Annotated in this window: 23 protein-coding genes; 13 read left to right on the top strand and 10 right to left on the bottom strand. The window is 50.2% G+C overall.

Features of this window, described 5'->3' with window-relative positions; genetic code table 11:
- The first annotated feature begins 60 nt into the window (after positions 1-60).
- From AC2A1E_RS04820 to AC2A1E_RS04810, 3 genes are all read left to right on the top strand, one after another.
- Positions 61-402, top strand: a complete 342-nt coding sequence (locus AC2A1E_RS04820; protein WP_484382808.1) for a YebY family protein — start codon at positions 61-63, stop codon at positions 400-402.
- A gap of 623 nt (positions 403-1,025) precedes the next feature.
- Positions 1,026-1,397, top strand: coding sequence for a cell envelope integrity protein TolA (gene tolA / locus AC2A1E_RS04815; protein ID WP_484382807.1), 372 nt, complete (start codon positions 1,026-1,028; stop codon positions 1,395-1,397).
- Between the two features lie 559 nt (positions 1,398-1,956).
- Positions 1,957-2,544, top strand: a complete 588-nt coding sequence (locus AC2A1E_RS04810; RefSeq protein WP_484382806.1) for a hypothetical protein — start codon at positions 1,957-1,959, stop codon at positions 2,542-2,544.
- Positions 2,545-2,914: 370 nt separating this feature from the next.
- Here the strand turns inward: AC2A1E_RS04810 and AC2A1E_RS04805 are convergent, their stop codons facing one another.
- Entirely contained in the window at positions 2,915-3,724 is an 810-nt protein-coding gene (locus AC2A1E_RS04805; RefSeq protein ID WP_484382805.1) for a hypothetical protein, read from the bottom strand.
- Positions 3,725-4,416: 692 nt separating this feature from the next.
- On the opposite strand from AC2A1E_RS04805, the gene AC2A1E_RS04800 reads away from it, so the two are divergent.
- Positions 4,417-4,800 (top strand): hypothetical protein, encoded by a 384-nt coding sequence (locus AC2A1E_RS04800; protein ID WP_459402389.1) that lies wholly within the window; start codon positions 4,417-4,419, stop codon positions 4,798-4,800.
- 176 nt (positions 4,801-4,976) lie between these two features.
- Here the strand turns inward: AC2A1E_RS04800 and AC2A1E_RS04795 are convergent, their stop codons facing one another.
- Together AC2A1E_RS04795 and AC2A1E_RS04790 are read right to left on the bottom strand one after the other, a co-directional pair.
- A complete protein-coding gene (locus AC2A1E_RS04795) occupies positions 4,977-5,153 on the bottom strand; it encodes a RidA family protein (RefSeq protein WP_484382804.1) in 177 nt (58 codons plus the stop codon).
- A 194-nt stretch (positions 5,154-5,347) separates the two neighbouring features.
- The gene (locus tag AC2A1E_RS04790; protein ID WP_484382803.1) at positions 5,348-6,271 is read right to left on the bottom strand and encodes a LysR substrate-binding domain-containing protein; all 924 of its coding nucleotides are present in this window, start codon (positions 6,269-6,271) and stop codon (positions 5,348-5,350) included.
- A gap of 67 nt (positions 6,272-6,338) precedes the next feature.
- On the opposite strand from AC2A1E_RS04790, the gene AC2A1E_RS04785 reads away from it, so the two are divergent.
- A complete protein-coding gene (locus AC2A1E_RS04785; protein ID WP_484382802.1) occupies positions 6,339-7,193 on the top strand; it encodes an aminotransferase class IV family protein in 855 nt (284 codons plus the stop codon).
- A gap of 47 nt (positions 7,194-7,240) precedes the next feature.
- Here AC2A1E_RS04785 and AC2A1E_RS04780 read toward each other — a convergent pair whose 3' ends face one another.
- Complete coding sequence (locus AC2A1E_RS04780) at positions 7,241-8,083, bottom strand: class I fructose-bisphosphate aldolase (protein WP_484382801.1); 843 nt, start codon at positions 8,081-8,083, stop codon at positions 7,241-7,243.
- A 499-nt stretch (positions 8,084-8,582) separates the two neighbouring features.
- Between AC2A1E_RS04780 and AC2A1E_RS04775 the strand changes: the two genes are divergently transcribed.
- The 3 genes from AC2A1E_RS04775 (at position 8,583) to AC2A1E_RS04765 (ending at position 12,143) form a co-directional block, all read left to right on the top strand.
- Complete coding sequence (locus AC2A1E_RS04775) at positions 8,583-9,512, top strand: sugar ABC transporter substrate-binding protein (RefSeq protein WP_484382800.1); 930 nt, start codon at positions 8,583-8,585, stop codon at positions 9,510-9,512.
- 88 nt (positions 9,513-9,600) lie between these two features.
- A complete protein-coding gene (locus AC2A1E_RS04770; protein WP_484382899.1) occupies positions 9,601-11,085 on the top strand; it encodes a sugar ABC transporter ATP-binding protein in 1,485 nt (494 codons plus the stop codon).
- A gap of 17 nt (positions 11,086-11,102) precedes the next feature.
- Positions 11,103-12,143 carry an ABC transporter permease gene (locus tag AC2A1E_RS04765; RefSeq protein WP_484382799.1) on the top strand — a complete coding sequence of 347 codons (1,041 nt, stop codon included), beginning with the start codon at positions 11,103-11,105 and terminating at the stop codon, positions 12,141-12,143.
- Between the two features lie 40 nt (positions 12,144-12,183).
- On the opposite strand, the gene AC2A1E_RS04760 is transcribed toward AC2A1E_RS04765, so the two are convergent.
- A complete protein-coding gene (locus AC2A1E_RS04760; protein ID WP_484382798.1) occupies positions 12,184-12,708 on the bottom strand; it encodes an NlpC/P60 family protein in 525 nt (174 codons plus the stop codon).
- A 628-nt stretch (positions 12,709-13,336) separates the two neighbouring features.
- On the opposite strand from AC2A1E_RS04760, the gene AC2A1E_RS04755 reads away from it, so the two are divergent.
- Complete coding sequence (locus AC2A1E_RS04755) at positions 13,337-13,762, top strand: hypothetical protein (RefSeq protein WP_484382797.1); 426 nt, start codon at positions 13,337-13,339, stop codon at positions 13,760-13,762.
- Between the two features lie 135 nt (positions 13,763-13,897).
- Positions 13,898-15,949 (top strand): fimbria/pilus outer membrane usher protein, encoded by a 2,052-nt coding sequence (locus tag AC2A1E_RS04750; RefSeq protein ID WP_484382796.1) that lies wholly within the window; start codon positions 13,898-13,900, stop codon positions 15,947-15,949.
- 87 nt (positions 15,950-16,036) lie between these two features.
- On the opposite strand, the gene pcaD is transcribed toward AC2A1E_RS04750, so the two are convergent.
- Genes pcaD through AC2A1E_RS04730 form a run of 4 tightly spaced genes read right to left on the bottom strand, consistent with a single transcriptional unit; the run spans position 16,037 to position 19,350 of the window.
- Complete coding sequence (pcaD, locus tag AC2A1E_RS04745) at positions 16,037-16,792, bottom strand: 3-oxoadipate enol-lactonase (protein WP_484382795.1); 756 nt, start codon at positions 16,790-16,792, stop codon at positions 16,037-16,039.
- Between the two features lies 1 nt (position 16,793).
- Positions 16,794-17,996: a 3-oxoadipyl-CoA thiolase gene (gene pcaF, locus AC2A1E_RS04740; RefSeq protein ID WP_484382794.1), complete on the bottom strand. Its 1,203-nt coding sequence runs from the start codon at positions 17,994-17,996 to the stop codon at positions 16,794-16,796.
- Positions 17,974-18,654, bottom strand: a complete 681-nt coding sequence (locus AC2A1E_RS04735; protein ID WP_459402400.1) for a 3-oxoacid CoA-transferase subunit B — start codon at positions 18,652-18,654, stop codon at positions 17,974-17,976. The genes pcaF and AC2A1E_RS04735 overlap by 23 nt, the downstream gene beginning before the upstream one ends.
- 9 nt (positions 18,655-18,663) lie before the next feature.
- On the bottom strand, positions 18,664-19,350 hold the full coding sequence (locus tag AC2A1E_RS04730) for a 3-oxoacid CoA-transferase subunit A (RefSeq protein ID WP_484382793.1): 687 nt from the start codon (positions 19,348-19,350) through the stop codon (positions 18,664-18,666).
- Between the two features lie 242 nt (positions 19,351-19,592).
- On the opposite strand from AC2A1E_RS04730, the gene AC2A1E_RS04725 reads away from it, so the two are divergent.
- Entirely contained in the window at positions 19,593-20,426 is an 834-nt protein-coding gene (locus tag AC2A1E_RS04725; protein WP_484382898.1) for an IclR family transcriptional regulator domain-containing protein, read from the top strand.
- A 6-nt stretch (positions 20,427-20,432) separates the two neighbouring features.
- On the opposite strand, the gene AC2A1E_RS04720 is transcribed toward AC2A1E_RS04725, so the two are convergent.
- The gene (locus tag AC2A1E_RS04720; protein ID WP_484382792.1) at positions 20,433-21,338 is read right to left on the bottom strand and encodes a LysR family transcriptional regulator; all 906 of its coding nucleotides are present in this window, start codon (positions 21,336-21,338) and stop codon (positions 20,433-20,435) included.
- 112 nt (positions 21,339-21,450) lie between these two features.
- Here AC2A1E_RS04720 and AC2A1E_RS04715 point away from each other — a divergent pair, with 112 nt between their 5' ends.
- On the top strand, positions 21,451-22,560 hold the full coding sequence (locus tag AC2A1E_RS04715; RefSeq protein WP_484382791.1) for a muconate/chloromuconate family cycloisomerase: 1,110 nt from the start codon (positions 21,451-21,453) through the stop codon (positions 22,558-22,560).
- A gap of 29 nt (positions 22,561-22,589) precedes the next feature.
- Positions 22,590-22,880, top strand: a complete 291-nt coding sequence (gene catC / locus AC2A1E_RS04710) for a muconolactone Delta-isomerase (RefSeq protein ID WP_076941261.1) — start codon at positions 22,590-22,592, stop codon at positions 22,878-22,880.
- The last annotated feature ends 121 nt before the right edge of the window (positions 22,881-23,001 follow it).

Genomic DNA, 23,001 nt, shown 5'->3' with positions numbered 1-23,001 from the left:
CTTGCCGGGAGCCCCTGACTTGCGGGAAAATCGAATCAAATCGCAACATAAGGCAATATCATGAAATCTGTAATTCTTGGCATCGCACTGCTGGCGATGGCGACCGGCACATTGGCGGCGGATAAACTGGTTAACGTCACTAAGCTGGAATACGGAAACCAGTGGGCGTTTACCAAAGAGGAAGTGACGCTGCAATGCCGCAAGGGCAATGCGCTGTTTGTGCTCAACAACAGCACCTTGATGCAGTATCCGCTCAATGATGCGGCGCAGGCCCAAGTGAAAGCAGGGCAGCAACGTGCTCAGCCTTTGGATGTGCTCTTGCTGGATGATGCCAATAACCCAGGTAAGAAAATGAGCGTTGAAATTTTTCGCGCAAGAGCAGAAAAGCTCTGTGCTGACTAAGCGCTTATCTGCCAACGGGTTATGAAATGGTTGACGGAGTGAGTGAAATTTACGTAATTAATTTCTACTCGAAATTATCACTTACTGTGCGGTGGGCTGGCAAAAGTAGCATGTTCAGCTACTCTTAAAGTGCATGGCTGAGTAAGCCCTGCACAAATGCCAACTTTTAGCGCACGGCTCTCTCCCAAGAGCCATTTCCCTAGACCGAATATAGGAATCGTATTCGGTCTTTTTTTATCTTGTTGATTTATAGGAATAATTTCTCGTATGCCAGAAAGTGTCCGAAATTTGTCCGAATTTTGATATCCGGCCTTTTATAGCATCACGTACTCTTTCCCCCTCATATCGAGATACTTGTCCGTCATTTTCACCGATTTATGCCCCAGTAATTTCATCGCAAATTCCTTTCCTTTCTCAATGTAGTTCGCTGTTGACGAAACAGGCAATACTCATTGAATATCAAAAAATCGCTCTAACCTCTTGAATTTTTTTCTGTTAGCTTATTATTCTTTGCTGTAAATACACCATAAGGAACAGGGCATGAAGAGGGTTCATCTAGGATTTGAAAAAGGCTTGCTAACATTGGCGTTAGTAATTGCCACATCGTTGTTAGAGCAGGGTGTGTGAAGACCGATTCTGCGATTAAAACCCAGCTATCGGGAGATGGTGTCGATGATCTTTTTCTCCCCCTTAACGGCAAAACACCCCCGCCGCCTGACGGGGAGATTAGTAAGTACGTTACGCAGATCCAAACCGCTATTCAAAGCAATTTTTACGATGCCAATTCATATGCTGGTAAGCAATGCGATTTGAGAATCAAGCTAGCTCCGGATGGGATGCTTTTGGATGTTCAGGCTGTAGATGGAGATCCTGCACTTTGTCGCACAGCTATAAAAGCAACAACAAATACGAGCTTTCCTAAACCCCCGTCACAAGCTGTTTATAGTGTTTTTAAAAATGCCTTACTGGATTTTCTCCCCGTAGCGACTGAATGATAAAAGCATCGGGGTTGAATGTGATTGTTTAGCTACGACAAATACAGGACGTGACATTAGCAAAGAAGAAGTCACACTATTTCTTGATGGTCTCACCATGCTTTTAGCGGAGGGGAGCGACAAGGCAGAGGTTTATAACGTGTTACAGATCTTAGAACTCAGGCGACAAACAGCAAGGCTGGAGTTTATAAAGTGTTCATTAATCACGTCAAGTGGTAAGTAGCAATATCGGCAGTTGAAATCCCCAAAATCGCCCCTACATAGCAGTTAACGCTGCCCCGTACCGGCTTCGTGATGTTTGTTTAGGGTTAAACATCGGGAGGGGCAGCGGTCAGAAACTTTCTTTCCTTATCACTCACATCCATAGCCCTCAGAGGGAGGATTTTCCTTCTCCTTTCATCCCCATGCCTAATGAAAGAGTGCAGTATGATACTGTGAAAATCTAATTTTCTGTGTTAGCTAACACCGGCGTTAAAAACCCTGCAAAAAACATTGCTATATGATTGTTTTTTATTTAATAATTTCAAGGCCAATTAAAGTCTTCATGGGGGGAGCGATTGTGGGTACCAAATTCATTCTAATCCTGTTTTTTTTCTCATTTTTAAATTGTCTGTTTTGTCCTGATGCAGGTGCGGCCAGGACAGGAACAATTACGATAAAGTTTGGCGAAACAACAGAGGATGCGTTTAAAAAAATACATCCTAGAGCAGTAAAAGTAGGTTTCAATAAAGCTCTGAAGGGTAACATTTACCTATTAACCCCTAACCTGAACGACGATGTGCGTAAGGATATCGTCCCTGAAGATCTCGACAAAGTTTTAGTACTATTTGATGAAAGTAAAAATTTGGTTGCAATGCAACTGAAATTTAATGAAGACTCTTTTAGCGTGGGCAGATTTGCGTTGATCAAAAAATATTCAGTTATAACTGAGAAAAAGACAATTTTTGGCACTAAGTATATAGAGTTGTACAACGAGGGGGTTTTTATTTACTTTATTACGCCATCCTACTTTTCAGGCTCTACCCTATTCTTTATAAGAAGTGACAGCAAAGAAAATATTCTACAAAAGGCTCCTGAAAGTCTATTGATTAATGAGGTTAAACTTCTTAATTTCATGGCAGATAAATGTTTTACGCCGTCACAGTAACCTTAGCTATTTAATAAGCAAGTATATGCTTTTTGTAAGCAACCTGTTTTAGGCTGTTTCTCACACTGGCCTGTGTCCGCTAGTTACTGATTATGGTGAGTTAAGGATATTTTCATCTAAAAGTGGTATGGGTTATTGTAAGGCGAACATCAGAAATTGTGAGGCATTAAAATTAAAAAATAATGTTCATGAGCTCACTGCCACACCTCAATTTAACGATGGCGGGTGGTATTTCTCTGGAATAAGGATAGTCAGGTAATTTCTGGCTCATGCGACCGTCTACCAAGAAAGCTTGCCTGGTCACCCTGACCGTTAAGGGACACCACCTAAAATTAGGGTTAGTGCAAATAAGGGCTCTGCCGCATAAAGGCTATTGCACTTTGAGCACCGACTGCTCCACGATTAATACCCCATTTTTATAAACCATCAGCACACCCGGTGGACTATCACTGGTGCCTACCACCGTCACCTGACATTCATATTGGTAAGGGCCGCTTTGAAATTGAAATGTGTGATTGCCACCACTGCCATTGAATTTTACCTCGCCATTTTTCAGCACCAGATCTGGTTTATCACTGATCGGATTTCCTTTGGCCCAAGAGGCATAGCGATATTTGCCATTGTTCAGTTGATCGATGCGAATAGTAAATTTTTCGGTCTGCCACATCAGCACGGGACGTTGATACTCTTTCAGGCTTGGGTGCAGGGTATTTTTTTGTTTGGCGATCAGTTCGCTGGCTCGCTTGGCTTCAAGCGCTGTCTGATAATTGACGGCAATAATATTGCCATCGTAATCCATCCATATCTTACCGCTACCCAACATAATGCCGCGCCATCCCATCGACTGCCAATCTTGTTCGGCACGAGATTGTGCAATGGTGTCGAGAAGGGTGCGATCAAATACCTCATCAAAGCGTGTAAGCATCTCCTGTGGCCCGCTGATTGCCGCAAGAGGATATTCTCGCTTTAAAGGGTAGGCGATCCGGTTGACAATGGCCTGATGATCCTTATTTTTTGCCGCATCGATAAAAGAGAACACTACAGGCTGATATTTTACCGGGAGAAGAGCCTCTTGCCCATAAACAGATGCCGCACTCAGTACCAGTCCTAGGAGCCCGAACACTCCTTGCTTACACCACGTCATCACGCGTGATTGGCCAAACCTTGTCGCTTGTTTCATTCTGTTCCCCGATAATTATCTTGCTTGTATCTTAAAGAAATTGTTTTTGTAATCCAATATTGGGGTGCCCTTTCGGGCCAGGGCCATTCGCACATATTGCTGCGTTTTTCGCCGCTTATTTGGCCCACCAAAATCCTTGATCTACGTGCAAGTGACTGCCAACTGTGCTGTTCCCACAATGTGAGCAAACGTCATTTACCAGCGAAACGTTCGGTGATGCAGTTATGCCGTTGCAGGTGAGTCAGGGGTAACTGGATGTATGCGCCTCTCGAATCGATGTGTTGATTTAGTGGCAGCGGGATAGTGCAGGGAAACGAGTATGCGAGCTTGGTGCAACCACCGGCAACGATGTTAAGCACATCGTTGAGCCCGCGACATAAATTTATACCAGTTTCAATTTAAATCAAGCTGGTCAATAAGAATTGGCTGAAATCAGGTTTTTTCTTATATTCCCAATATGACCACCATGACAGATGACACTCAACGAGCGCGGTCTGTCATGGTTACTTCAGTTCTTTTAAATCTGATGGGCATTCGGTATACCCCTCATCCGCGAGAGTACGACCAAGTAATGGAGGATGATGATCGGCGCTGGAAAGAGATAATGGAAAAAGGGTGCTAATGTTCATTGCCCTGTTTCTGTGCTCTGCTACCATGTAATGAGTTGTTACTTGTCTATGGGAAGGGATGAAATGAAAAAGATTTTTGCCGCTGTACTGCTAGCATCGCTACTGACTGGTTGCGTGTCTTCAGCTGGTAACGAAAACCTACATAAAGAAACCCAAACGAGCATAAAAAGTAAGATTAAAGAGGGTGTAACAACGAAGACCGAAATCAAAGGAATGCTGGGTACTCCGGATAACGTTAGTTTTACCGATAGCAAGAATGAAATCTGGATATATGAATATGTTGAGGCTACGGTCACTGGGGAGTCGTACATTCCATTCTATGGTTTATTCCATAACGGGATGAAAGGCACCCAAAAAGATCTTACTATTACTTTTAATGGTGACGTGGTTGAGAAGTATACCATCGTTGAGTCACCTCTCGAAACCAAGACAGGATGGGCTGATTAAAGGTTATAGATCCTGCCATCTCAATCACTGTATCCAAGCCCAGTTATTGTGGGCTTTTTGTTGTCTGTGTAGCATTGATTCTCTATTAGTTGACAGTGTGCATTTTTTATTTTATCTAGGAGGGAATGAGGTAATTAATACTTTAAACTGATTACCGGATTATTTCCAAAGTTAGATCACAATAATTCCAGCTCCGCTTCAATCTCTACTGGGACATTCCATGGGAGACCTGCGACACCAATAGCAATTCGAGAATGAGAACCTATCTCCGTTCCAAAAACATCTTCAATGAGTTGAGATGCAGGGTTGATTACTTTCGAAAAATCTACAAAGTTTTGTGAGGAATTCACCATGCCAGAGACCCTGACCCAAGCGGCAATACGATCCAAGTAAGGTAAGAGTACGCTAACGTGTTGCCTTAAACTGGCGTCTAGCAGAGCTAAATTATGTAGCATGAAATGGAAATCCGAATCAATATTGCTGAGCTTGACTATTAATAGTGAAGTTATCGTAATCAGCAGGGAATGCTACAGATAAACGCCTTCACTTACTCAATTCCCTGCAAACAGCTCTGTTCAAGTATCCACTGACGAAAAGCGACAATGCGCCAATCCTCGTGGTTTTTTTCCGGGTAAACCAGGTAATAGGCAAACTCTTGCCCAATGTTGATGCCAATATCAAACAAGCGTACCAAACGCCCTTGCGCAATTTCGCTGTTGACCATGGCCAGTTCAATAAGCCCGATGGCTCCGCTTTCAATCACCGCTTGCGCCACATGGCTGGATTCGGAAAATGCCAGGCATCGGCTGTCGTCGAAGTCTTCAATACCTGCTGCCGCCATCCATATCCGCCAGTTTGGCCAGACCACGTTCTCAACTTTGCAATCGACATAGCAGAGCGTTTGCGAGAGCAAGTCGCGAGGCTCTTTCAGCCTGATACCGGTTGCTAATAGCTCAGGACTGCACACCGGCACCACCATCGTATCAAAAAGACGTTCTGCGCAGGCATGCTTGTAATTCCCTGAGCCAAACCGAATGGCAATATCGACATCGTCAGCATCAAAGTCTCGTATTCGATCGGTGATATCGAACGTGAGCTCTAAATTCGGATTTGCGGCTCTGAATTCAGGCAGTCTCGGCAACAGCCAGTTAGTGGCGAATCTTGCTCCCAGAGAGATATGCAGATGCGAAGTTCCTCGAGCCGCTCTTTTGGCGCTGCTGGTTGCTCGCTGTAATGCATCCAATGCTGTGGCCGCAGCCTCAAACAGTATTGCCCCTGCGGGCGTGAGTTGGATACTGCGACTGGTGCGGAAGAACAACTTGATATCCAGTTGCACTTCGATTTCTTTGATTTGATAACTGACCGCCGCCGGGGTAAGCCCCAATTCATCCGCTGCACGGGTGAAATTCAAGTGGCGCGCTGCGGCGGAAAATGTTCTCAGTGCGCGGGTTCCAGGGAATGTCCGATTCATTAATCATCAAGCCAATTTTGATAATAAGAGGGAAATTACTCGTTTTTAAGTGGGCTTGCTATAGCAGATGATAGAAAAACTTAATCATCTAGCTTTGGGGGTAATGATGTCTACGGGTTCCACATCTTTTGTTGTTCAGCGCAATGGTCAGAAAGTAACAGCGGGTGAACTGACTCCGCTGGCTTTTGCGGGTTTTGCACATTTCACTGCTATGCAAGTGCGGGGAGGCAAACTCCGCGGTCTCGATCTGCACCTTGCGCGGTTACGGCAGGCTTCGGAAATTATGTTCGGCGTGGTTTTACCCGATGAGCAAGTGTGCGGTTATCTGCGTGCGGCACTGGATCACGGCCCACAGGACCTTTCACTGACGGTGACACAGTACTTATCCGCCGGGGAGTTTACCGTTGCGGCATCGGATGCAAAACCGGAAGTGCTGATCCGTACTGGGCCAGCAGCTTGTGGCCCGACAGGGCCGTTGGCATTAGGAATAATGGAATACGAGCGAATCCTTCCAGAGATAAAGCACGTAGGTGAGGTAGGCAAAACCTATTTTCTTCGTCAGGCGGTGGTAAATGGAGATGATGACGCGGTTTTTGTCGATCGTTTTGGGCGCTTGAGTGAGGGAACGATCTGGAACCTGGCTTTCTGGGATGGTCACTCGGTGATCTGGCCTGATGCACAAATGTTGGAGGGGACCACGATGAGCATTGTTCGGCGGCAGTTGGTTCACCTTAACGTTCCTCAGCAGGTGCGGGAAATTACATTTGCCGATCTGCCCAACATGGCCGGATGCGTTGTGATGAACTCATGGTCACCAGGAGTTGCCGTCAATCGTATTGGTCCAGTAATAATGCCTGAAGCCCCTTTATTCTTAGCGTTACTTCACCGTGCCTATCAAGCTGAGGCACTTACCCGGCCATAAGAAGAAGGTGTGCGCCGGTGAAATTCTGCGCACACCCATTCAATGCATCAACCCTGTCGATAGATCTCCAATGCCTGCTTGCCGCTGGCACCTTGATGGACGATCGCCATCAGCGCGCTGACTACCAGTGACGGATTGCTGTGCTGATAAACATTGCGGCCATATACCATCCCGCTGGCACCTTGGGCCATCAGTGCGGCGGATTTTTCCAGCACCGCGCTCAATTCCCCTTTGCCGCCACCGCGTACCAGCGTTGGGCAGCGCGCCGCCTCTACAATGCGGTGGAAATCTTGCACTCGCTCGGTGGGATCGGCTTTGATGATATCCGCCCCCAACTCTCGCGCCAACCGGACCAGCGGCACCATTTTCTCGACATCTCCCAGTGAACTGTAGGCGGCACCCAGCCCCGCGGGGGCCATCACCAGCGGTTCGATCATCAGCGGCATGGCGTAGTGCTCGCAGGCGTGGCGCAGGCGACCGATATTCTCTACGCACTGGCGGAAAATGCCGGGCTCATCGGGGATCATGTACAAGTTCACCACCACGGCGGCGGCGTCCATCTGCAATGCGGCCAGAATGGGTGCTTCCAGGTTGTGTAACACCGCCCACATTTCACGGTGGCGTGCGGCGTTATAGGCGTTGCCAACGTCGGTGCGCATTACTAGCGCCGGTTTGTTACGCAAAGGGATATTCTGCAACAGATCGGCCTGACCATAGTTGACCTGAATGGCGTCCGGTTGGGCCGCAATCAAGTTGTGCATCACCTGTTCAATATCTTCCAGCCCAATCAAGAAATCAGGCTCGTTAGCAATGCCGTGGTCGATCGCCACATCCAGACATTTTCCCTGATTAAACAGGCGGTTCATCCGTACTTTACTGCTCAATTGCATGCCAATACCTCCTGATGCTGTGGTTATTTCAGTATTGCCGAGCGGTGGCGATTACGACAACTGGGATGCGTTAATTGCGCTCAGGTTCGCATATTTAACGCAAAAAACAGGCGGCACCTATCAAGCGAGCGCAGGGAATAGGATGCGTTTGTCGTCATTTGTTAGATCCGTGTCATGTTTTTGTTACCCGCCGATACCAAAATGCATGTTTCGCTTGTTTGGGTTAAAAAATTTCAATAATCTAAATTATGAAATAAATATTTGATTTTCGTGTTGAGCACTAACACCAGATCGGGGAGTAAACTTCAATATATTGTTTTTAATCTATTTTAATCTGTCACTTAAGCGTTCGATTTCCTCCTTTTTACGGTGAGAAATGCAGTGATTTACCGTTTAAAAAAGAGGGGTATGGGTAGATTGTTGTTTGAATGTAAAAAATATTTTTCATTGACTGCTAAATCAGCAGGCCTCTCATTCTAACGATTAAAGGGTACAGAACATGAAGCTGAAGAAATGGATCGTCACCTCGGTGTTGATGTGTATGTTGCCAGTCAGCGTGTTGGCTAAAGACATCAAAATCGGCGTATCGATGGCGCACTTTGATGACAACTTCCTCACCATTTTGCGCCAGGCAATGCAAAGCAAAATGAAAGAAACCGGTAACGTCAGCGGCCAGTTTGAAGATGCCAAAGGGGATATCGCTCAGCAGATCCAGCAGGTGGAGAACTTTGTCAGCCAGGGGGTGGATGCCATCATCCTTAACCCGGTGGATACCCAAGGGGTGAAACCGATGATCAAGCTGGCGGAAAACGCCAAAATCCCGTTGGTGTTTATTAACCGACGCCCCGAAGCCACATTGCCTGCCGGTATGGCCTATGTGGGATCAGATTCCAAGCTGGCCGGAAAGTTGCAGATGGAAGAACTGGCCAAGCTGATGAACGGCAAAGGCAATGTGATGATCCTGCTGGGGGAGCTTTCCAGCGAAGCCACCCGCGATCGGACTCGCGGGGTTGAGGAAGTGGTAGCTCAATATCCAGGCATTCATATCGTCGATAAACAGACGGCCAAGTTCTTCCGTAAAGAAGCGGTGGACGTGACCACGGATTGGATCCTTTCCGGTCAGCAGATTGATGCCATTGCTTCCAACAACGATGAAATGGCGATTGGGGCGATTCTGGCGCTGAAACAGGCGAAAAAAAGCGGCGTACTGGTGGCCGGTATTGATGGCACACCGGATGCGCTGGAGTTTATCAAGAAAGGCGATCTCAGCCTCAGCATCTTCCAGGATGCCAAAGGCCAGGGTGAGGGTGCGGTACAAACCGCCATCCAATTGGTGAACGGCGAAAAGGTCGAAAGCAGCGTGATGATCCCTTATCAACTGATTACCGAAGCTAATTATCAGCAATTTGCTGGTAAAAACAACAAATAAAGGTTAGCTCCTGAATTCTCCCTTCGTACCTGATTTCAACGGTAAATCAGGTACGGATGTGTTGGGTATAAAGGCGGAGGTGAGCGGTATGCATCCCTATGTACTTGAGGCTGAGGGCATCAGTAAACAGTTCCCCGGTGTTAAAGCGTTGGATAACGTTTCCATTAAAATCAAACCGGGCAGCGTACATGCGTTAATGGGCGAAAACGGTGCCGGTAAATCGACGCTGATGAAATGCCTGATTGGTATTTATCGTCCTGACGCTGGCATTATCAAAATCAAAGGCCAGCCGATCACTTTCAGCGATACGCTGGAGGCGCTGCACTCGGGGATTTCGATGATCCACCAGGAACTCAATTTGGTGCCGCATATGACGGTGGCAGAAAATATTTGGCTGGGGCGCGAGCCCGCCCGATGGGGTTTTGTGAATCACGGCGAGCTTAATCAAAAAACCCGCGAACTGCTGCTGCGGCTGAATATTAAGTTAGCGCCGGAAACCATGGTGGGGGATTTGAGCATTGCCAGCCAGCAGATGGTGGAAATTGCTAAAGCGGTTTCTTATAACGCCGACGTATTGATTATGGATGAACCGACATCGGCATTAACCGAAGGTGAAGTGGTACATCTGTTTGCGATTATTCGCGAACTGCGAGAGCAGGGCAAAGGGATTATTTACATCAGTCACAAGATGGATGAAATCTTTGCGATTACCGATGAAGTCAGCATCTTTCGTGACGGCACCTTTATCACCAGCGATAAAACGGAAAACCTGACCAAACAGTCGCTGATCACCATGATGGTCGGCCGCGAATTAACCCAGATGTTCCCCAAATTCAATAACAACATCGGCGAAGAGGTGCTGCGCGTTAAAGGCTTGCGCCGTGCCGGGTGGTTCCAGGATATCTCTTTTAACCTCAAACGCGGGGAGATTCTAGGGGTTGCCGGGCTGGTGGGGGCAGGCCGCAGCGAAGTGATGGAAAGCCTGTTCGGTATGCACCCGACAGAGGCAGGCCAAATCTTGATTGAAGGCCAGCCGGTGACAATAGATTCGCCGTCAAAAGCCATCGAACAGGGGTTGGCTTTTCTCACTGAGGATCGTAAAAAGTCTGGGCTGTTTCTGGTGCTGTCGGTGGTAGAGAACATGAGTATTGTCAACCTCTCCGAATATATTGGAAAAAACGGTTTTGTCAGCCACGTGCAAATGGCGCAAGACTGTATGGACCAGATTAAGAAACTCAATATTAAAACCCCGACCATGGATCAGATTATTAATAATCTCAGCGGCGGCAATCAGCAGAAGGTATTAATTGCCCGCTGGCTGTTGGCACAGCCAAAAATATTGATCCTCGATGAGCCCACGCGCGGTATTGATGTGGGGGCAAAGGCAGAAATATATCGGCTGATCAGTGAACTGGCGAACCGTGGCGTAGCCATTATTTTGGTTTCATCGGAGTTGCCGGAAATTCTTGGCATGAGCGATCGTGTCATGGTGATGCACGCTGGGCGAATCACCGGGATTTTGGATAAAGATGAAGCCGACCAGGAAAAAATCATGGCGCTGGCCTCGGAATAACCTAAAGGTGGACCACTATGAGTAACGCAAATCTGGAAAAAACGTTCACGGCGGCACCGCCGCATAAAGCCACTTTGCTTTCCGGTTTGAGCGGCAAGATGCCGAAAGACACCGGCATTTTCGTCGTGATGATCGGCATTGCGCTGATTTTTGAAATTCTGGGTTGGACCGTGCGCGACCAATCCTTTCTGATGAACCCCAACCGGTTGCTGCTGATTGTGTTGCAGGTGGCGATCATCGGTATTATTGCGGTGGGGGTGACCCAGGTCATTATTACTACCGGTATCGATCTGTCTTCTGGCTCGCTGATTGCCCTGACGGCGGTGGTAGCCGCCAGCCTGGCGCAAACCTCAGACAGTATTTCCCCGATGTATCCCGCTTTGCTCGATCTGCCAGCCGCCATCCCGATGGGTGCCGGGATCGGCGTCGGTATTCTCTGCGGGTTTATCAACGGTTTCCTGATCACTCGCACTGGCATTCCGCCGTTTATCGCCACGTTGGGGATGATGGTGTCGGCACGCGGTCTGGCGCAGTATTACACCAAGGGTAATCCGGTCAGTTTTCTGTCGGATGGTTTCACGGCAATCGGTCAGGGTGCCATGCCGGTGATTATTTTCCTGGTGATCGCGGTGATCTTCCATATTGCGCTGAAGCATACCCGCTACGGTAAATATGTTTATGCCATCGGCGGCAACATGACGTCGGCTAAAGTCTCGGGCATCAACGTCAATAAATACCTGGTGACGGTCTATACCATTGCGGGTGGGTTGGCAGGATTGGCTGGCGTGGTGCTGGCGGCACGCGTCAGCAGCGGGCAGTCTAGCATGGGGGTTTCTTATGAGCTGGATGCCATTGCGGCGGCGGTGATTGGCGGTAGCAGCCTGATGGGCGGCGTGGGGCGTATTACTGGCACCCTGATTGGAGCGGTGATCCTCGGCCTGATCAAAAGCGGCTTCACCTTTATCGGCGTGGATTCCTACATTCAGGACATCATCAAAGGCATCATCATTGTGGCCGCAGTCGCTATTGATATGCGCCGTAACCGCAAGAAAGCGTAACCCCTATCTGGCCGCCGGTTTAACCGGCGGCAGAGTGAACTCAGGCTTCGGCATGGTTGATGCGCCGTGCCTGAACGTATTTTGTCTTCCAGTACTGATTGTCCAATTCTGAAACCGTAACGCCCACTTTGGTGGAGGCATGAAGGAACTTGCCGTCCCCGATGTACACGCCAACATGGCGTTCGCGTGCAGAGGTTTTAAAAAACACTAAATCGCCAGTAGCAAGATCGTCTTTGGCAACGTGTGAACCTAACTTGCTCTGCTCGTGCGAGCTTCTTGGCAAGCTGAGTGAAAATTCATCTGCAAAAATGCGCTGCATATAGGCAGAGCAATCAATCCCTTTGCGTGAGTTGCCGCCGAACTTGTAGCTTACGCCTTCCCATTCATCATAATGAGTCAGGATTTTTTTAAGTCGTTGTGTGTCGTTATACCCTGATTTTGCAGGGTTGTTTTCACGAGCAAGCGATGAATTAAAAAAATCCGACTTGGTGCTGGTACTTGCTGTGGCAGAGAAAGTGAATAACGAAGTCAAAACAAAAAATAACGGAGTAAAAATCTTTAGCATGGTTACATCTGAAGTTAAGTAGTTGTTTGTAGGGCTAACTCCCGTTAGGGAACCTGTGAATGGGGAGACTTTACACAAAAACAGAGCAAAAATAAACCAAAAATTGGTTATTTTTTAATCTTTAAGTTTCAACTAATTGTTATTATTGTATTTTCAGGGTTTTTACCAACATCGTCTTTTAGCATCAACGGTTTTTCAGCTAAGGGGCGCAAAGAATATTCAGGAAAATCGTACTTATATTATTGACCAGGAATATATATTGGGAAAAAGAGCCCACTCGCGTAGTAAAGGAAGTTTCTTGGCTTATGGTGGGAATAATTCTACTGCTAGAGTGAAATAATGTTTTTTGTTTATTTAATACATTAAATATAAGGTTAATCCTAAGTCATTTTCTTAAGTGGTAATGCAATGATAAATTATGGTTTTGGTGTGGCTATTTGGCGTTGAATGGCAGATGTATACAATATAAAAATTAGTTAACAATATAAATTAAAATCGTATATTGACACGGGAAGTTAATGTTTTAATATATTGAAATTAGTCTTTTCTTATTATAAAAATCTGTCATTAATTGTCAGATCGGAGAGTTTTCTCTGTTTTTAATTTAAACTACATGGAGCTGTATGATATGAAGCTAAAATTAGTGTTGACGTTGATTGCTGCTGGTTTTGCTATGAACGCGGAGGCTAAAAAAGCCGTGGCTGGCTATGAATGGGCTGATTACAACCTGAATAGTTGTGTTAATCTGCTGACATCTGCCTCTGTGTCGGAAAAGGAGAGACAAATGTATGTCGTACAGAACCATGGCTGCATTCTTACTGTTAATGCAATAGAAAAAGCACTGGTTATCGATAATGCATCAATTCAATCTAACGAGAAAGAGTTGGCGGTACTGATGAAAAAAGTTCAGCCTTATCTTGATAAAGGATTTGATAACAAAGGGATGGATTTGTGGGTTAGTTACTCCGGGCTTGATCGAGATAATAAAGCGATTATCCAAATCAACCAGGTTCGCAATACTAAGCTTCCTATTCTTAAAACCTACATCAAATAAATTTTTGGTATAATTTAATGGCAAGAGAACGAAGGGTTTAACGAAGCTTCGTTCTCTTTTATTACTCTGCTATTCAATGATAACATTTAGACCGATGGCGAAAAGGTAATTTCGTGCATTCAAAAGGGATTTAGGGTGAAGGCTTTACTTATCACGCTCGTATTCTGTAGTCTTCCGGCATCTGCAACTTCTTCACAAATTATTAATCTGATCTTTGAGTTGGAGCCTCAGGGGAAAACGACTCTCACCACGCTCGAGGGTGATGGCTGTATTGCCAACACCGCGCTGCAAAAAATTACCAGCCTGAAAAACCTGGTTGCCAAGGACCGTAGTTGTACCACATTCACCGAATTGAGTGACGCAGGGTTTAGCATTGATCAATTCAGCCAGTTAAATTTGGTGGTGATCAGAAAAATCCAGGAGGAACATCAGCACAACGAAATTGATCAAGGCATTGATGCTGCATTTATCAACTATGAACTCGACCGGTCACAGGAGCAGAGCAATAATCAGAATCGTATCAGCCAGAATTACCAGCTCGACTCAGGGGCAAACCTAAGTGGCTGGATGTTGCGGCACAGCGGTCACTATAGTCAGCAAAACGGAGAACGGGGTTGGCTTAATGATTCTCTCTCTATGAGCCGCAATCTTTTGTCAGCAAGATCGGTTCTGAAACTGGGTGATGGCAATGGCAGTAGCGATATCTTTAGCAGCAATTCACGTACAGGAGTGGCTATTTATAGCGACGATCGCCTGTTGCCGACAGGTAAGCGCCCGGTGATGGGCAATATTCAGGGCGTGGCGCGTACTTCTGCCGAGGTCACTATTCAGCAAGGCGATCGCATTATACTGCGGAAACGTGTGAAACCTGGCAATTTCAGCTTTAAAGATGTTGAAGTGGCTGACTCTGAAAATGCATTGATGCTGATGGTGCGTGAATCCGATGGTACAGTCACGGTGACGACAATTCCATTATTGGTATTACCTACTACCACGGCAGCGGGTAATATCAAATATGACTTTTTTGTCGGGCAAACACGGCCTGAAGCTTGGGATACTGCTGCAAGCAAACCTTATTCACAATTGACCAGCGTTTATGGGATTAACAAAACAGTCTCTGCTTATGGCGGCTATATCTATGGCAATAACTATTTTGCCAGCGCGTTAGGGGCAGGCTTTAACTTTCGTAAGGCCGGGCTGTTCTCTGTTGATTATAAAGGGGTGCGCTACCGAACCAACAGTGAGGAGATCAAATACGGTGATGCGATTAAAACGCGTTATGCCATAGGGATGCTGGGCGGGCAACTGACTACGAATATTCAGGCTACTTATTACCCAAACAGTAAATATCTTTCGCTCACCGAGTTCGTCGATACGCAAGCGGAAGATCCAGAATATCCTTTTATGTCAAAGATGTATGCTAATCGCAAATATCAGTTGGAAGCCAGTTTGCAGTATAACCTGCAACAAGGTTCGCTATTCAGCTCTCTTTCGAACAGTTGGGATCGCACTGGGCAGAGAACCACGATGCTCAATACTGGCCTCACGGTCTTGCACAAAAGCATCAGCTATTCGGCATTTATGACCTACATGAAGAGCAGTAACTACAGTGAAGATCGGATCATTAATTTCAGCGTAGGTATTCCGCTCAGCATTTTTGAAAATAACAATATCAGGCTACAGCCTGGGCTGAATGCTAACAATGGCAAGATCAGCAAATCGTTGATGGTCTCTGGTTCGGCACTGCGCGATTCAAGCTTCAGTTACAGCGGCAGCGTTGATGAGCAATATCATCAAACCTCGGCTTTCGCCAACTACCAATACAGCGCGGGTGATACAACGTTACGTTACACGCAGGCTCCCGATCGAGAGAGGGTCACTTACAACCAAACAGGCAGCGTGGTTCTGCATTCTCAAGGCGTGACCCTGGGGCAACGAGTGGGGGATACCTTCGGTATTGCCTGCATTGAGCAAACGCCCGGCATTGGCATCATTAATCAGATTGGCTTGACCACCAACAGTCAAGGATGTGCGGTGGTAAGCAATTTAGCTGCCTATAGCGATAACCGAATTGCCGTTGATCAAACGACATTACCAGCGGGGAAAATCGTTGCTAATGATGACAGTATCTATCCGGCTGAAGGGGCCATTGTGCTGAGAAACTATCAGATCAAGGCGATGCCGTAGCTTGAAGTTGCAGCGCTATTGGCCTGCAACTTCAAATACCGGGCTTGTTCTCTGCCCGGTACGACCACGGTGTTTTCTAGGCGCAAGCTAGGCAGTAAAAAAATCGGTCACCTGCTGGTTGAACAGCGCTGGGCAAGCCACGTTGGAGATGTGCGAGGCGGGCAAGGTGGCCAGTTTCGCATTGGGAGCATTAGCCACCAGCCACTCGGCATCTGCCACGGTGGTGACCGGATCGTGCTCCCCGGCAATCACCAGCATTGGGGCGGCCATGCGCGGCGCTTCAGCCCGTAGATCGGCCTGTGCCAGCGCTTGGCAGCAGGCGGCGTAGCCTGCCGCATTTCCCTGTGCCAAGGTTTTTACCAAGCTGGCGACCCGTTGCGGTTGTTCGCGCTGGAAATCCTCGGTAAACCAACGGGCGGGAGAGGCTGCGGCGATAGGTGCCAGCCCATCTTGCTGCACCTGTTGTGCGCGCTGTTGCCAACCTTCCGCGTTGCCGATCCGCGCGGCGGTGTTGGCCACCGCCAGCTTATGGAAACGCTGTGGGTGGTAACGGTTGAGCCACAGGCCGGTCAGCCCGCCCATAGAAATACCGCAGAAATAGGCGCGTTCCACATCCAGCGTATCGAGCAGGGCGATCACGTCCTGGCCCAAAATCTCAAGCGTTAACGGAGCCACTGGCAGCGGCGTAGCACCGTGTCCGCGCTGGTTATAGCGCAGCACGCGGAACTGTTGGGTCAACGCCGCCATTTGCGGTTGCCACAGTTCAAACGTGGTGCCCAGCGAATTAGACAGCACCAACAAGGGTGCTGTGCTTGGGCCATCCAGGCGATAGTCGATATTCATTTCATACCCTCTCGATAATCAGGGCAATGCCTTGGCCGACGCCGATGCACATGGCGCACAAACCATAGCGGCCGCCGGTTTTTTGCAGTTGCCAGGCCGCATTCATCACTAGCCTACCGCCGGAAGCTCCTAACGGATGGCCGAGGGCGATAGCACCGCCGTTCGGGTTCACCTGCGGCGCATCGTCTGCCAGCCCGAGTTCGCGCGTGACCGCCAGCGCCTGTGCGGCAAAAGCTTCGTTGAGTTCGAACACATCCATCTGATCCAGCTTTAACCCAGCGAGGTTCAACACTTTACGCACCGCTTGTACGGGGCCAAAGCCCATAATGCTGGGTTCAATGCCGGTTACGGCACTGGCGACGATGCGTGCCATGGGTTGCAACCCATGTTGCTGCACGCCGCGTTCGCTGGCTAACAGCAGGGCGCAAGCGCCGTCGTTAAGGCCGGAAGCATTGCCCGCGGTGACGGTTCCTTGTGGATTGACCACCGGTTTCAGTTTTTCTAACGCCTGGAGCGTGGTGGCTCTGGGATGCTCGTCCTGAGTAAACAGCAGCGGTTCACCTTTCTTTTGCGGGATGTTGACTTCGGTCAACTGACCGGCGAAGAATCCACTCTCCTGTGCGGCGGCGGTGCGCTGCTGGCTGCGTAAGGCAAAAGCATCCTGATCGCGGCGGTTAATGCCAAACTTCAGCGCGACGTTTTCCGCAGTCTGCGGCATGGATTCCACACCGTACAGCGCTTTCATCTGTGGATTGATAAAGCGCCAGCCCATGGTGGTGTCTTCCAGTTGCATGCTGCGGCTGAAGGCGCTTTCCGCTTTGCCCATTACAAACGGCGCACGCGACATACTCTCTACGCCACCGGCGATCAGCAAATCGCTTTCCCCAGTTTTGATTGCGCGCGCGGCCATCGCCACGGCATCCAGGCTGGAGCCGCACAGGCGATTAACGGTGCAACCGGGCACCGATGTCGGCAGGCCCGCCAGCAGCAGCGCCATACGCGCCACGTTACGGTTGTCCTCACCGGCCTGATTGGCACAGCCCAGCAGCACATCGTCCAGCGCACTCCAGTCCAGCGTCGGGTGGCGCTGTTGCAGTGCCTTCAGCGGCAGGGCGGCCAGATCGTCGGCGCGAATAGTGGCCAAGCTACCGTTAAGCTTGCCGAATGGGGTACGGACGGCATCACACAGATACGCTGGATTCATGCTGTTTCTCTCCATGCTGAAGGGCAAAAGTCAGTTCGACCGGGGTGATTTCCTGTAGTTGCTGCGGCGTCAGGCCACCAAAGATTTCACGCACCACCAAACCTTGCGGCGTAACGTCGATCACCGCCTGATCGCTGTAGATTCGTTCGATACAACCGATCCCGGTCAGGGGGTAAGTGCATTCTTTCACAATCTTGCATTCGCCTTTTTTGGTCAGGTGTTCGGTCATCACAAATACCTGACGTGCGCCGATAGCCAAATCCATCGCGCCGCCCACCGCCGGAATGGCACCCGGTGCGCCGGTGCTCCAGTTGGCCAGATCGCCACGTTCCGAGACCTGATAGGCCCCTAGTACACAAATATCCAGGTGTCCGCCGCGCATCATGGCGAAAGAGTCACCGTGGTGAAAAAAGCAACCGCCGGGCAGCAGGGTAACCGCCTGTTTGCCCGCGTTGATCAGCTCAGGATCTTCTTCACCAGCAGCAGGTGCCGGGCCCATGCCGAGAATACCGTTCTCGCTGTGCAGGAAGATCTCTTTGTCAGCGGGCAGGTAGTTGGCGATCTGAGTCGGAATGCCGATCCCCAAGTTCACGTAGGCCCCTTCCGGGATATCGCGCGCAATCCGCTCGGCCAACTGCGCATGAGTGAGTTTTGACATAACTATTCCTTAAGCTGAAAGCTGCTGGCTGTTAGCGGGAGAGGTAACCAGGCGCTGCACGAAGATCCCTGGGGTAATCACGGTTTCGGGATCCAGTTCACCCAGTGAAACCTGCTGATTAACTTCGGCGATGGTACAGGTGGCGGCCATCGCCATGATCGGGCCGAAGTTGCGCCCGGTTTTGTTGTACACCAGATTGCCCCAGCGATCGGCGCGTTCGGCCTTGATCAGCGCGAAGTCGGCCTTCAGTGGCAGTTCGAATACGTACTGGCGGCCATCGATCTCGCGTGTTTCTTTATTGGCGGCCAGCAGGGTGCCATACCCCGTCGGAGTATAGATCCCACCGAGCCCAGAACCCCCGGCTTGTATGCGTGCGGCCAGGTTGCCCTGTGGGATCAGTTCCAGCTCCAACTCGCCACGGCGGTAGAGATCGTCAAACACCCATGAGTCTGACTGGCGCGGAAACGAGCAAATCACCTTGCGCACGCAACCGGCCTTCAGCAGCGCCGCCAGGCCGAAATCGCCGTTGCCTGCATTGTTGCTGATTAATGTCAGCTCGCGCGGGCGGCGGCGGATCAGCGCATCCAGCAGAGCATAAGGTTGGCCTGCCGGGCCAAAGCCCCCCACCATCAGGGTAGCACCATCATGAATATCGGCCACGGCGGCGTCGGTGGAAGGCATGCTTTTGTTGATCATTTCTTCTCCTGAGTATGCGGTTGATTACGGTGCCAAGATGTTTGGCTTGCTTTAACTTAGGGGATGAAAAATTGACCGGCAAGTGCGATTATCAGCATATTGTGCGATTATCGGTGTGTTTGTTATTTTGATGTTAATTTTGTGACGCAGGTAGATAATTTGGCATTTGCCGCCGTCCATCACGCTGTTTCTGGCGGCTCGGCGTATAGTGTTCTGATTCGTATGGAAAATTGGAGTCAATGATGAATGATAAACCGGAGTTTGCTACCGAAGAGTTGCAGCGGCTACAGGAAATCAGCGAATTGGCCAACGACCAATACAAGGGCGATCCAAACTTTATGGCCTCGTTGGCTAGAGGGCTGGAGGTATTGCAGGCGTTCAAACCGCAATATTCGGAGATGTCGGTGTCTGAAATCAGCCAGATCACCGGCATTCCACGCGCTGCGGTGCGCCGCTGCCTGTATACGCTGAATGCGCTGGGGTTTGTGCATTGCCCGGATGGCCGTCATTATCGCCTGTTACCCCGGGTGTTGACCCTGGGCCATGCCTATCTTTCTTCTTCGGAGCTGGCGAAAGCGGCGCAGAACTCGCTGGATTACCTGAGCAAGCTGCTGAATGAGTCCTGCTCGGTAGCAACGCTGGACGGTGACAATATTCTGTATATCGCCCGCGCGTCGGTAAAACGTATCATGACCATCGATCTGGGGCGCGGCAGCCGGTTGCCAGCCTACGCCACGTCGATGGGAATGGTATTGCTCAGCGCGTTGAATGAGCCACAGCTGGAAGAGTACCTGTCGCGCGTGGCGATCGAACCGCTGACCGGTTTTACCGTCACCAGCGCCGAGGCGCTGCGCGCTGAACTGGAGCAGGTACGCCGCCAGGGTTATGCGATCAACGATCAGCAACTGGAGATCGGTCTGCGCTCTATCGCGGTACCGATGTACTCACGCAAAGGCGGGGTGGTGGCGGCGATGAACGTGGGGGTCAATGCATCGCAGGTTCCCGCCTCAGAACTGCGTGAAAAAGTTTTGCCCCAGTTGCAGCGTGCGGCGATGGAGCTGGCGCTGTTGCTGTAGCTCACCTCAGGGCTTGATATAGCTGATGCCTTCTTCTTCATACAGGCCGTAGATCATTTGCAGCAGTGTCTTGATGTCTTCCGATTCATCCAGCAAGCGGGTGCTCATGATGATCGGCGAAACCAGATACTGCTCATTTAACGCTTTATAGATCACATCCTGGCGCTTGAGGCTGTGCAGGCACTGCGGCACCAGCGTAATGCCTTCGCCTGCCGCCACCAGGCCTAAAGCCACCTGAAGTTCGCGTACCTCCATGATTTTACGCGGTTCAAGTGCGCGATCGCGGAAGGTGGCCAGCACCTGATCGGCAAAGCTTGGCCGCGGAGTTTGCGGATAAACGATCAGGGTTTCGGCTTGCAGGTGGCGCAGCGTCAGCTCGGGTGCGTTCGCCAATGGGTGATCGGCCGCTAACGCCGCCATCAGGGTTTCATCGCGCAGGATAATGCGGCGCACGTTGGCATCTTCGTAGCGGATGCGGCCAAAACCCACATCGATTCTGCCCTCTTTCAGCGCCTGGATCTGCTCCATGGTGGTCATCTCTTGCAGGCTCATCGCCACTTGCGGGTATTGCGTGCGAAAGCGGCGGATCAGCCGTGGCATGATCCCGTACAGCGTTGAGGCGACAAAGCCAATCGACAGCGAACGCTCCAACTGCCCAACGCGCTGGGTCATCGACTTCAGTTCGACGCTCTGGGCGAGAAATTGCCGCGCATGCCCGTAGAAAAAACGACCCGCTTCGGTGAGCTTGAGCGGGCGGGAACCGCGTTCAAACAGCAACACGCCTAAGTCTTCTTCCAGTTGCTGAATTTGCCGGCTGAGCGGTGGTTGGCTGATGTGTAGCCGTTCAGCCGCGCGGCTGAAGTTCTGTTCTTCCGCGACGGCGACAAAATAGCGTAAATGACGCAGTTCCATGTTCATACCTTTTAAGTATGGAGATGATGCTAAATCGGTGTTAGACGGCCAGCATATGTTGGATATAGGGTCATATACAACCTGAACCTGCCAAGTTTGATACCGGAAAAATATGATTAAAGCTATTGAAACTCTGCTGCTGGATGTTCCGGCAATCCGCCCCCACCGCCTGTCGGTGGCCACGGTGAATGTGCAAACCCTGGTGCTGGTGCGCGTGCTGTGTGACGACGGGATCGAAGGCTGGGGCGAAGCGACCACCATCGGTGGCCTGAGCTACGGCGAAGAGAGCCCGGAAAGCGTGAAGGTAAATATTGATACCTATCTGGCACCGCTGCTGATCGGTATGGACGCCAGCCAGGTGGCACCGGCTATGGCCAGGCTGCGTAAGTCGATCCAAGGCAACCGCTTTGCCAAATGCGCGCTGGAGACGGCGCTGCTGGATGCACAGGCGCGGCGGTTGAATATCCCGCTGAGTGAACTGCTGGGTGGCCGCGTGCGTGACGCGCTGCCGGTGGCCTGGACGCTGGCTAGCGGCGATACGCAAAAAGATATTGCGGAAGCAGAAAAAATGCTGGAGCTGCGCCGCCACCGTATTTTCAAGCTCAAGATTGGCCTGCGGGCGGTCGATGCCGATGTGGCACACGTGTTAGCCATCAAGCGGGCGTTGGGGGATGACGTCAGCGTGCGCGTCGACGTCAACCAGGCCTGGAGCGAACTGGATGCGGAACGCGGCATCGCCGCACTGGAAGCGGGCGGGATCGATCTGATCGAACAACCGATCCGCGCAGAAAACCGCGCCGGTCTGGCCCGTCTCGCCAGGCGTTTTACCGTGCCGATTATGGCGGACGAAGTGCTGAAAGGGCCATTGGACGCCTTCGATCTGGCTACCCATGCCGGGGCTGATGTGTTCTCGGTGAAAATCAGCCAGTCCGGCGGCTTGACTCAGGCGCGGCAGGTGGCCGATATCGCCACGCTGGCGGGGATCGGCCTGTATGGCGGCACCATGCTGGAAGGGGCGGTCGGCACGGCGGCTTCTGCCCACGTGTTTTCCACCTTCAGCGATCTCAGCCAGGGCACCGAACTGTTCGGCCCGTTGCTGCTGACCGAAGACATTCTGACCGAACCCTTGGTTTATCGCGATTTTATGTTGCAGGTACCCACCGGGCCGGGGTTGGGGATTGAGATCGACCGCGACAAAGTCGCCACCCTGCGCCGTTGCTGACAGAACATCACGCTTAAGGACTGATCGCTATGTTGTTTCACGTAAGAATGGACGTCAATTTACCCGCCTCAATGCCGGAAGCTGAGGCTGCCGCACTGAAGGCCACCGAAAAAGCCCAGTCGCAGGCGCTACAGGCCAGCGGCCAATGGCGCCATTTGTGGCGCATTGCGGGGCAGTATTCCAACATCAGCCTGTTTGACGTCAGCAGTATTGATGAACTGCATCAACTGCTGTCGCAACTGCCGCTGTTCCCTTACATGAAGATTCAGGTGATGCCATTGTGCCGTCATCCTTCCTCTATCAGGGAGGACGACCGCTGAGTCCGGCCGCTGGTTGTATCATCTGCCAATGTTTATGTCGCTGTTCCCTGCCGGGTGAATACCCACAGGGAGAATAAAAAAAGAAAGCCGTTAAAACCAAAAATAGCCGCAGGACTGTACC

It is taken from the genome of Serratia sp. HNCC26DJ206 (genome assembly GCF_057180605.1).
This window is presented reverse-complemented; position numbering and strand designations above follow the sequence as displayed.

Excerpts from the sequence above, each read along its gene's own strand:
- AC2A1E_RS04790 (WP_484382803.1), bottom strand. The coding sequence starts at position 6,271 with ATGAATCGGACATTCCCTGGAACCCGCGCACTGAGAACATTTTCCGCC.
- AC2A1E_RS04725 (WP_484382898.1), top strand. The coding sequence starts at position 19,593 with ATGAATGATAAACCGGAGTTTGCTACCGAAGAGTTGCAGCGGCTACAG.
- AC2A1E_RS04800 (WP_459402389.1), top strand. The coding sequence starts at position 4,417 with ATGAAAAAGATTTTTGCCGCTGTACTGCTAGCATCGCTACTGACTGGT.
- AC2A1E_RS04715 (WP_484382791.1), top strand. The coding sequence starts at position 21,451 with ATGATTAAAGCTATTGAAACTCTGCTGCTGGATGTTCCGGCAATCCGC.
- AC2A1E_RS04755 (WP_484382797.1), top strand. The coding sequence starts at position 13,337 with ATGAAGCTAAAATTAGTGTTGACGTTGATTGCTGCTGGTTTTGCTATG.
- AC2A1E_RS04780 (WP_484382801.1), bottom strand. The coding sequence starts at position 8,083 with ATGCAATTGAGCAGTAAAGTACGGATGAACCGCCTGTTTAATCAGGGA.
- AC2A1E_RS04765 (WP_484382799.1), top strand. The coding sequence starts at position 11,103 with ATGAGTAACGCAAATCTGGAAAAAACGTTCACGGCGGCACCGCCGCAT.
- pcaD (WP_484382795.1), bottom strand. The coding sequence starts at position 16,792 with ATGAATATCGACTATCGCCTGGATGGCCCAAGCACAGCACCCTTGTTG.
- AC2A1E_RS04785 (WP_484382802.1), top strand. The coding sequence starts at position 6,339 with ATGATAGAAAAACTTAATCATCTAGCTTTGGGGGTAATGATGTCTACG.
- AC2A1E_RS04805 (WP_484382805.1), bottom strand. The coding sequence starts at position 3,724 with ATGAAACAAGCGACAAGGTTTGGCCAATCACGCGTGATGACGTGGTGT.
- catC (WP_076941261.1), top strand. The coding sequence starts at position 22,590 with ATGTTGTTTCACGTAAGAATGGACGTCAATTTACCCGCCTCAATGCCG.
- AC2A1E_RS04820 (WP_484382808.1), top strand. The coding sequence starts at position 61 with ATGAAATCTGTAATTCTTGGCATCGCACTGCTGGCGATGGCGACCGGC.
- AC2A1E_RS04760 (WP_484382798.1), bottom strand. The coding sequence starts at position 12,708 with ATGCTAAAGATTTTTACTCCGTTATTTTTTGTTTTGACTTCGTTATTC.
- pcaF (WP_484382794.1), bottom strand. The coding sequence starts at position 17,996 with ATGAATCCAGCGTATCTGTGTGATGCCGTCCGTACCCCATTCGGCAAG.
- AC2A1E_RS04775 (WP_484382800.1), top strand. The coding sequence starts at position 8,583 with ATGAAGCTGAAGAAATGGATCGTCACCTCGGTGTTGATGTGTATGTTG.
- AC2A1E_RS04730 (WP_484382793.1), bottom strand. The coding sequence starts at position 19,350 with ATGATCAACAAAAGCATGCCTTCCACCGACGCCGCCGTGGCCGATATT.
- AC2A1E_RS04735 (WP_459402400.1), bottom strand. The coding sequence starts at position 18,654 with ATGTCAAAACTCACTCATGCGCAGTTGGCCGAGCGGATTGCGCGCGAT.
- AC2A1E_RS04795 (WP_484382804.1), bottom strand. The coding sequence starts at position 5,153 with ATGGTGAATTCCTCACAAAACTTTGTAGATTTTTCGAAAGTAATCAAC.
- AC2A1E_RS04770 (WP_484382899.1), top strand. The coding sequence starts at position 9,601 with ATGCATCCCTATGTACTTGAGGCTGAGGGCATCAGTAAACAGTTCCCC.
- AC2A1E_RS04720 (WP_484382792.1), bottom strand. The coding sequence starts at position 21,338 with ATGGAACTGCGTCATTTACGCTATTTTGTCGCCGTCGCGGAAGAACAG.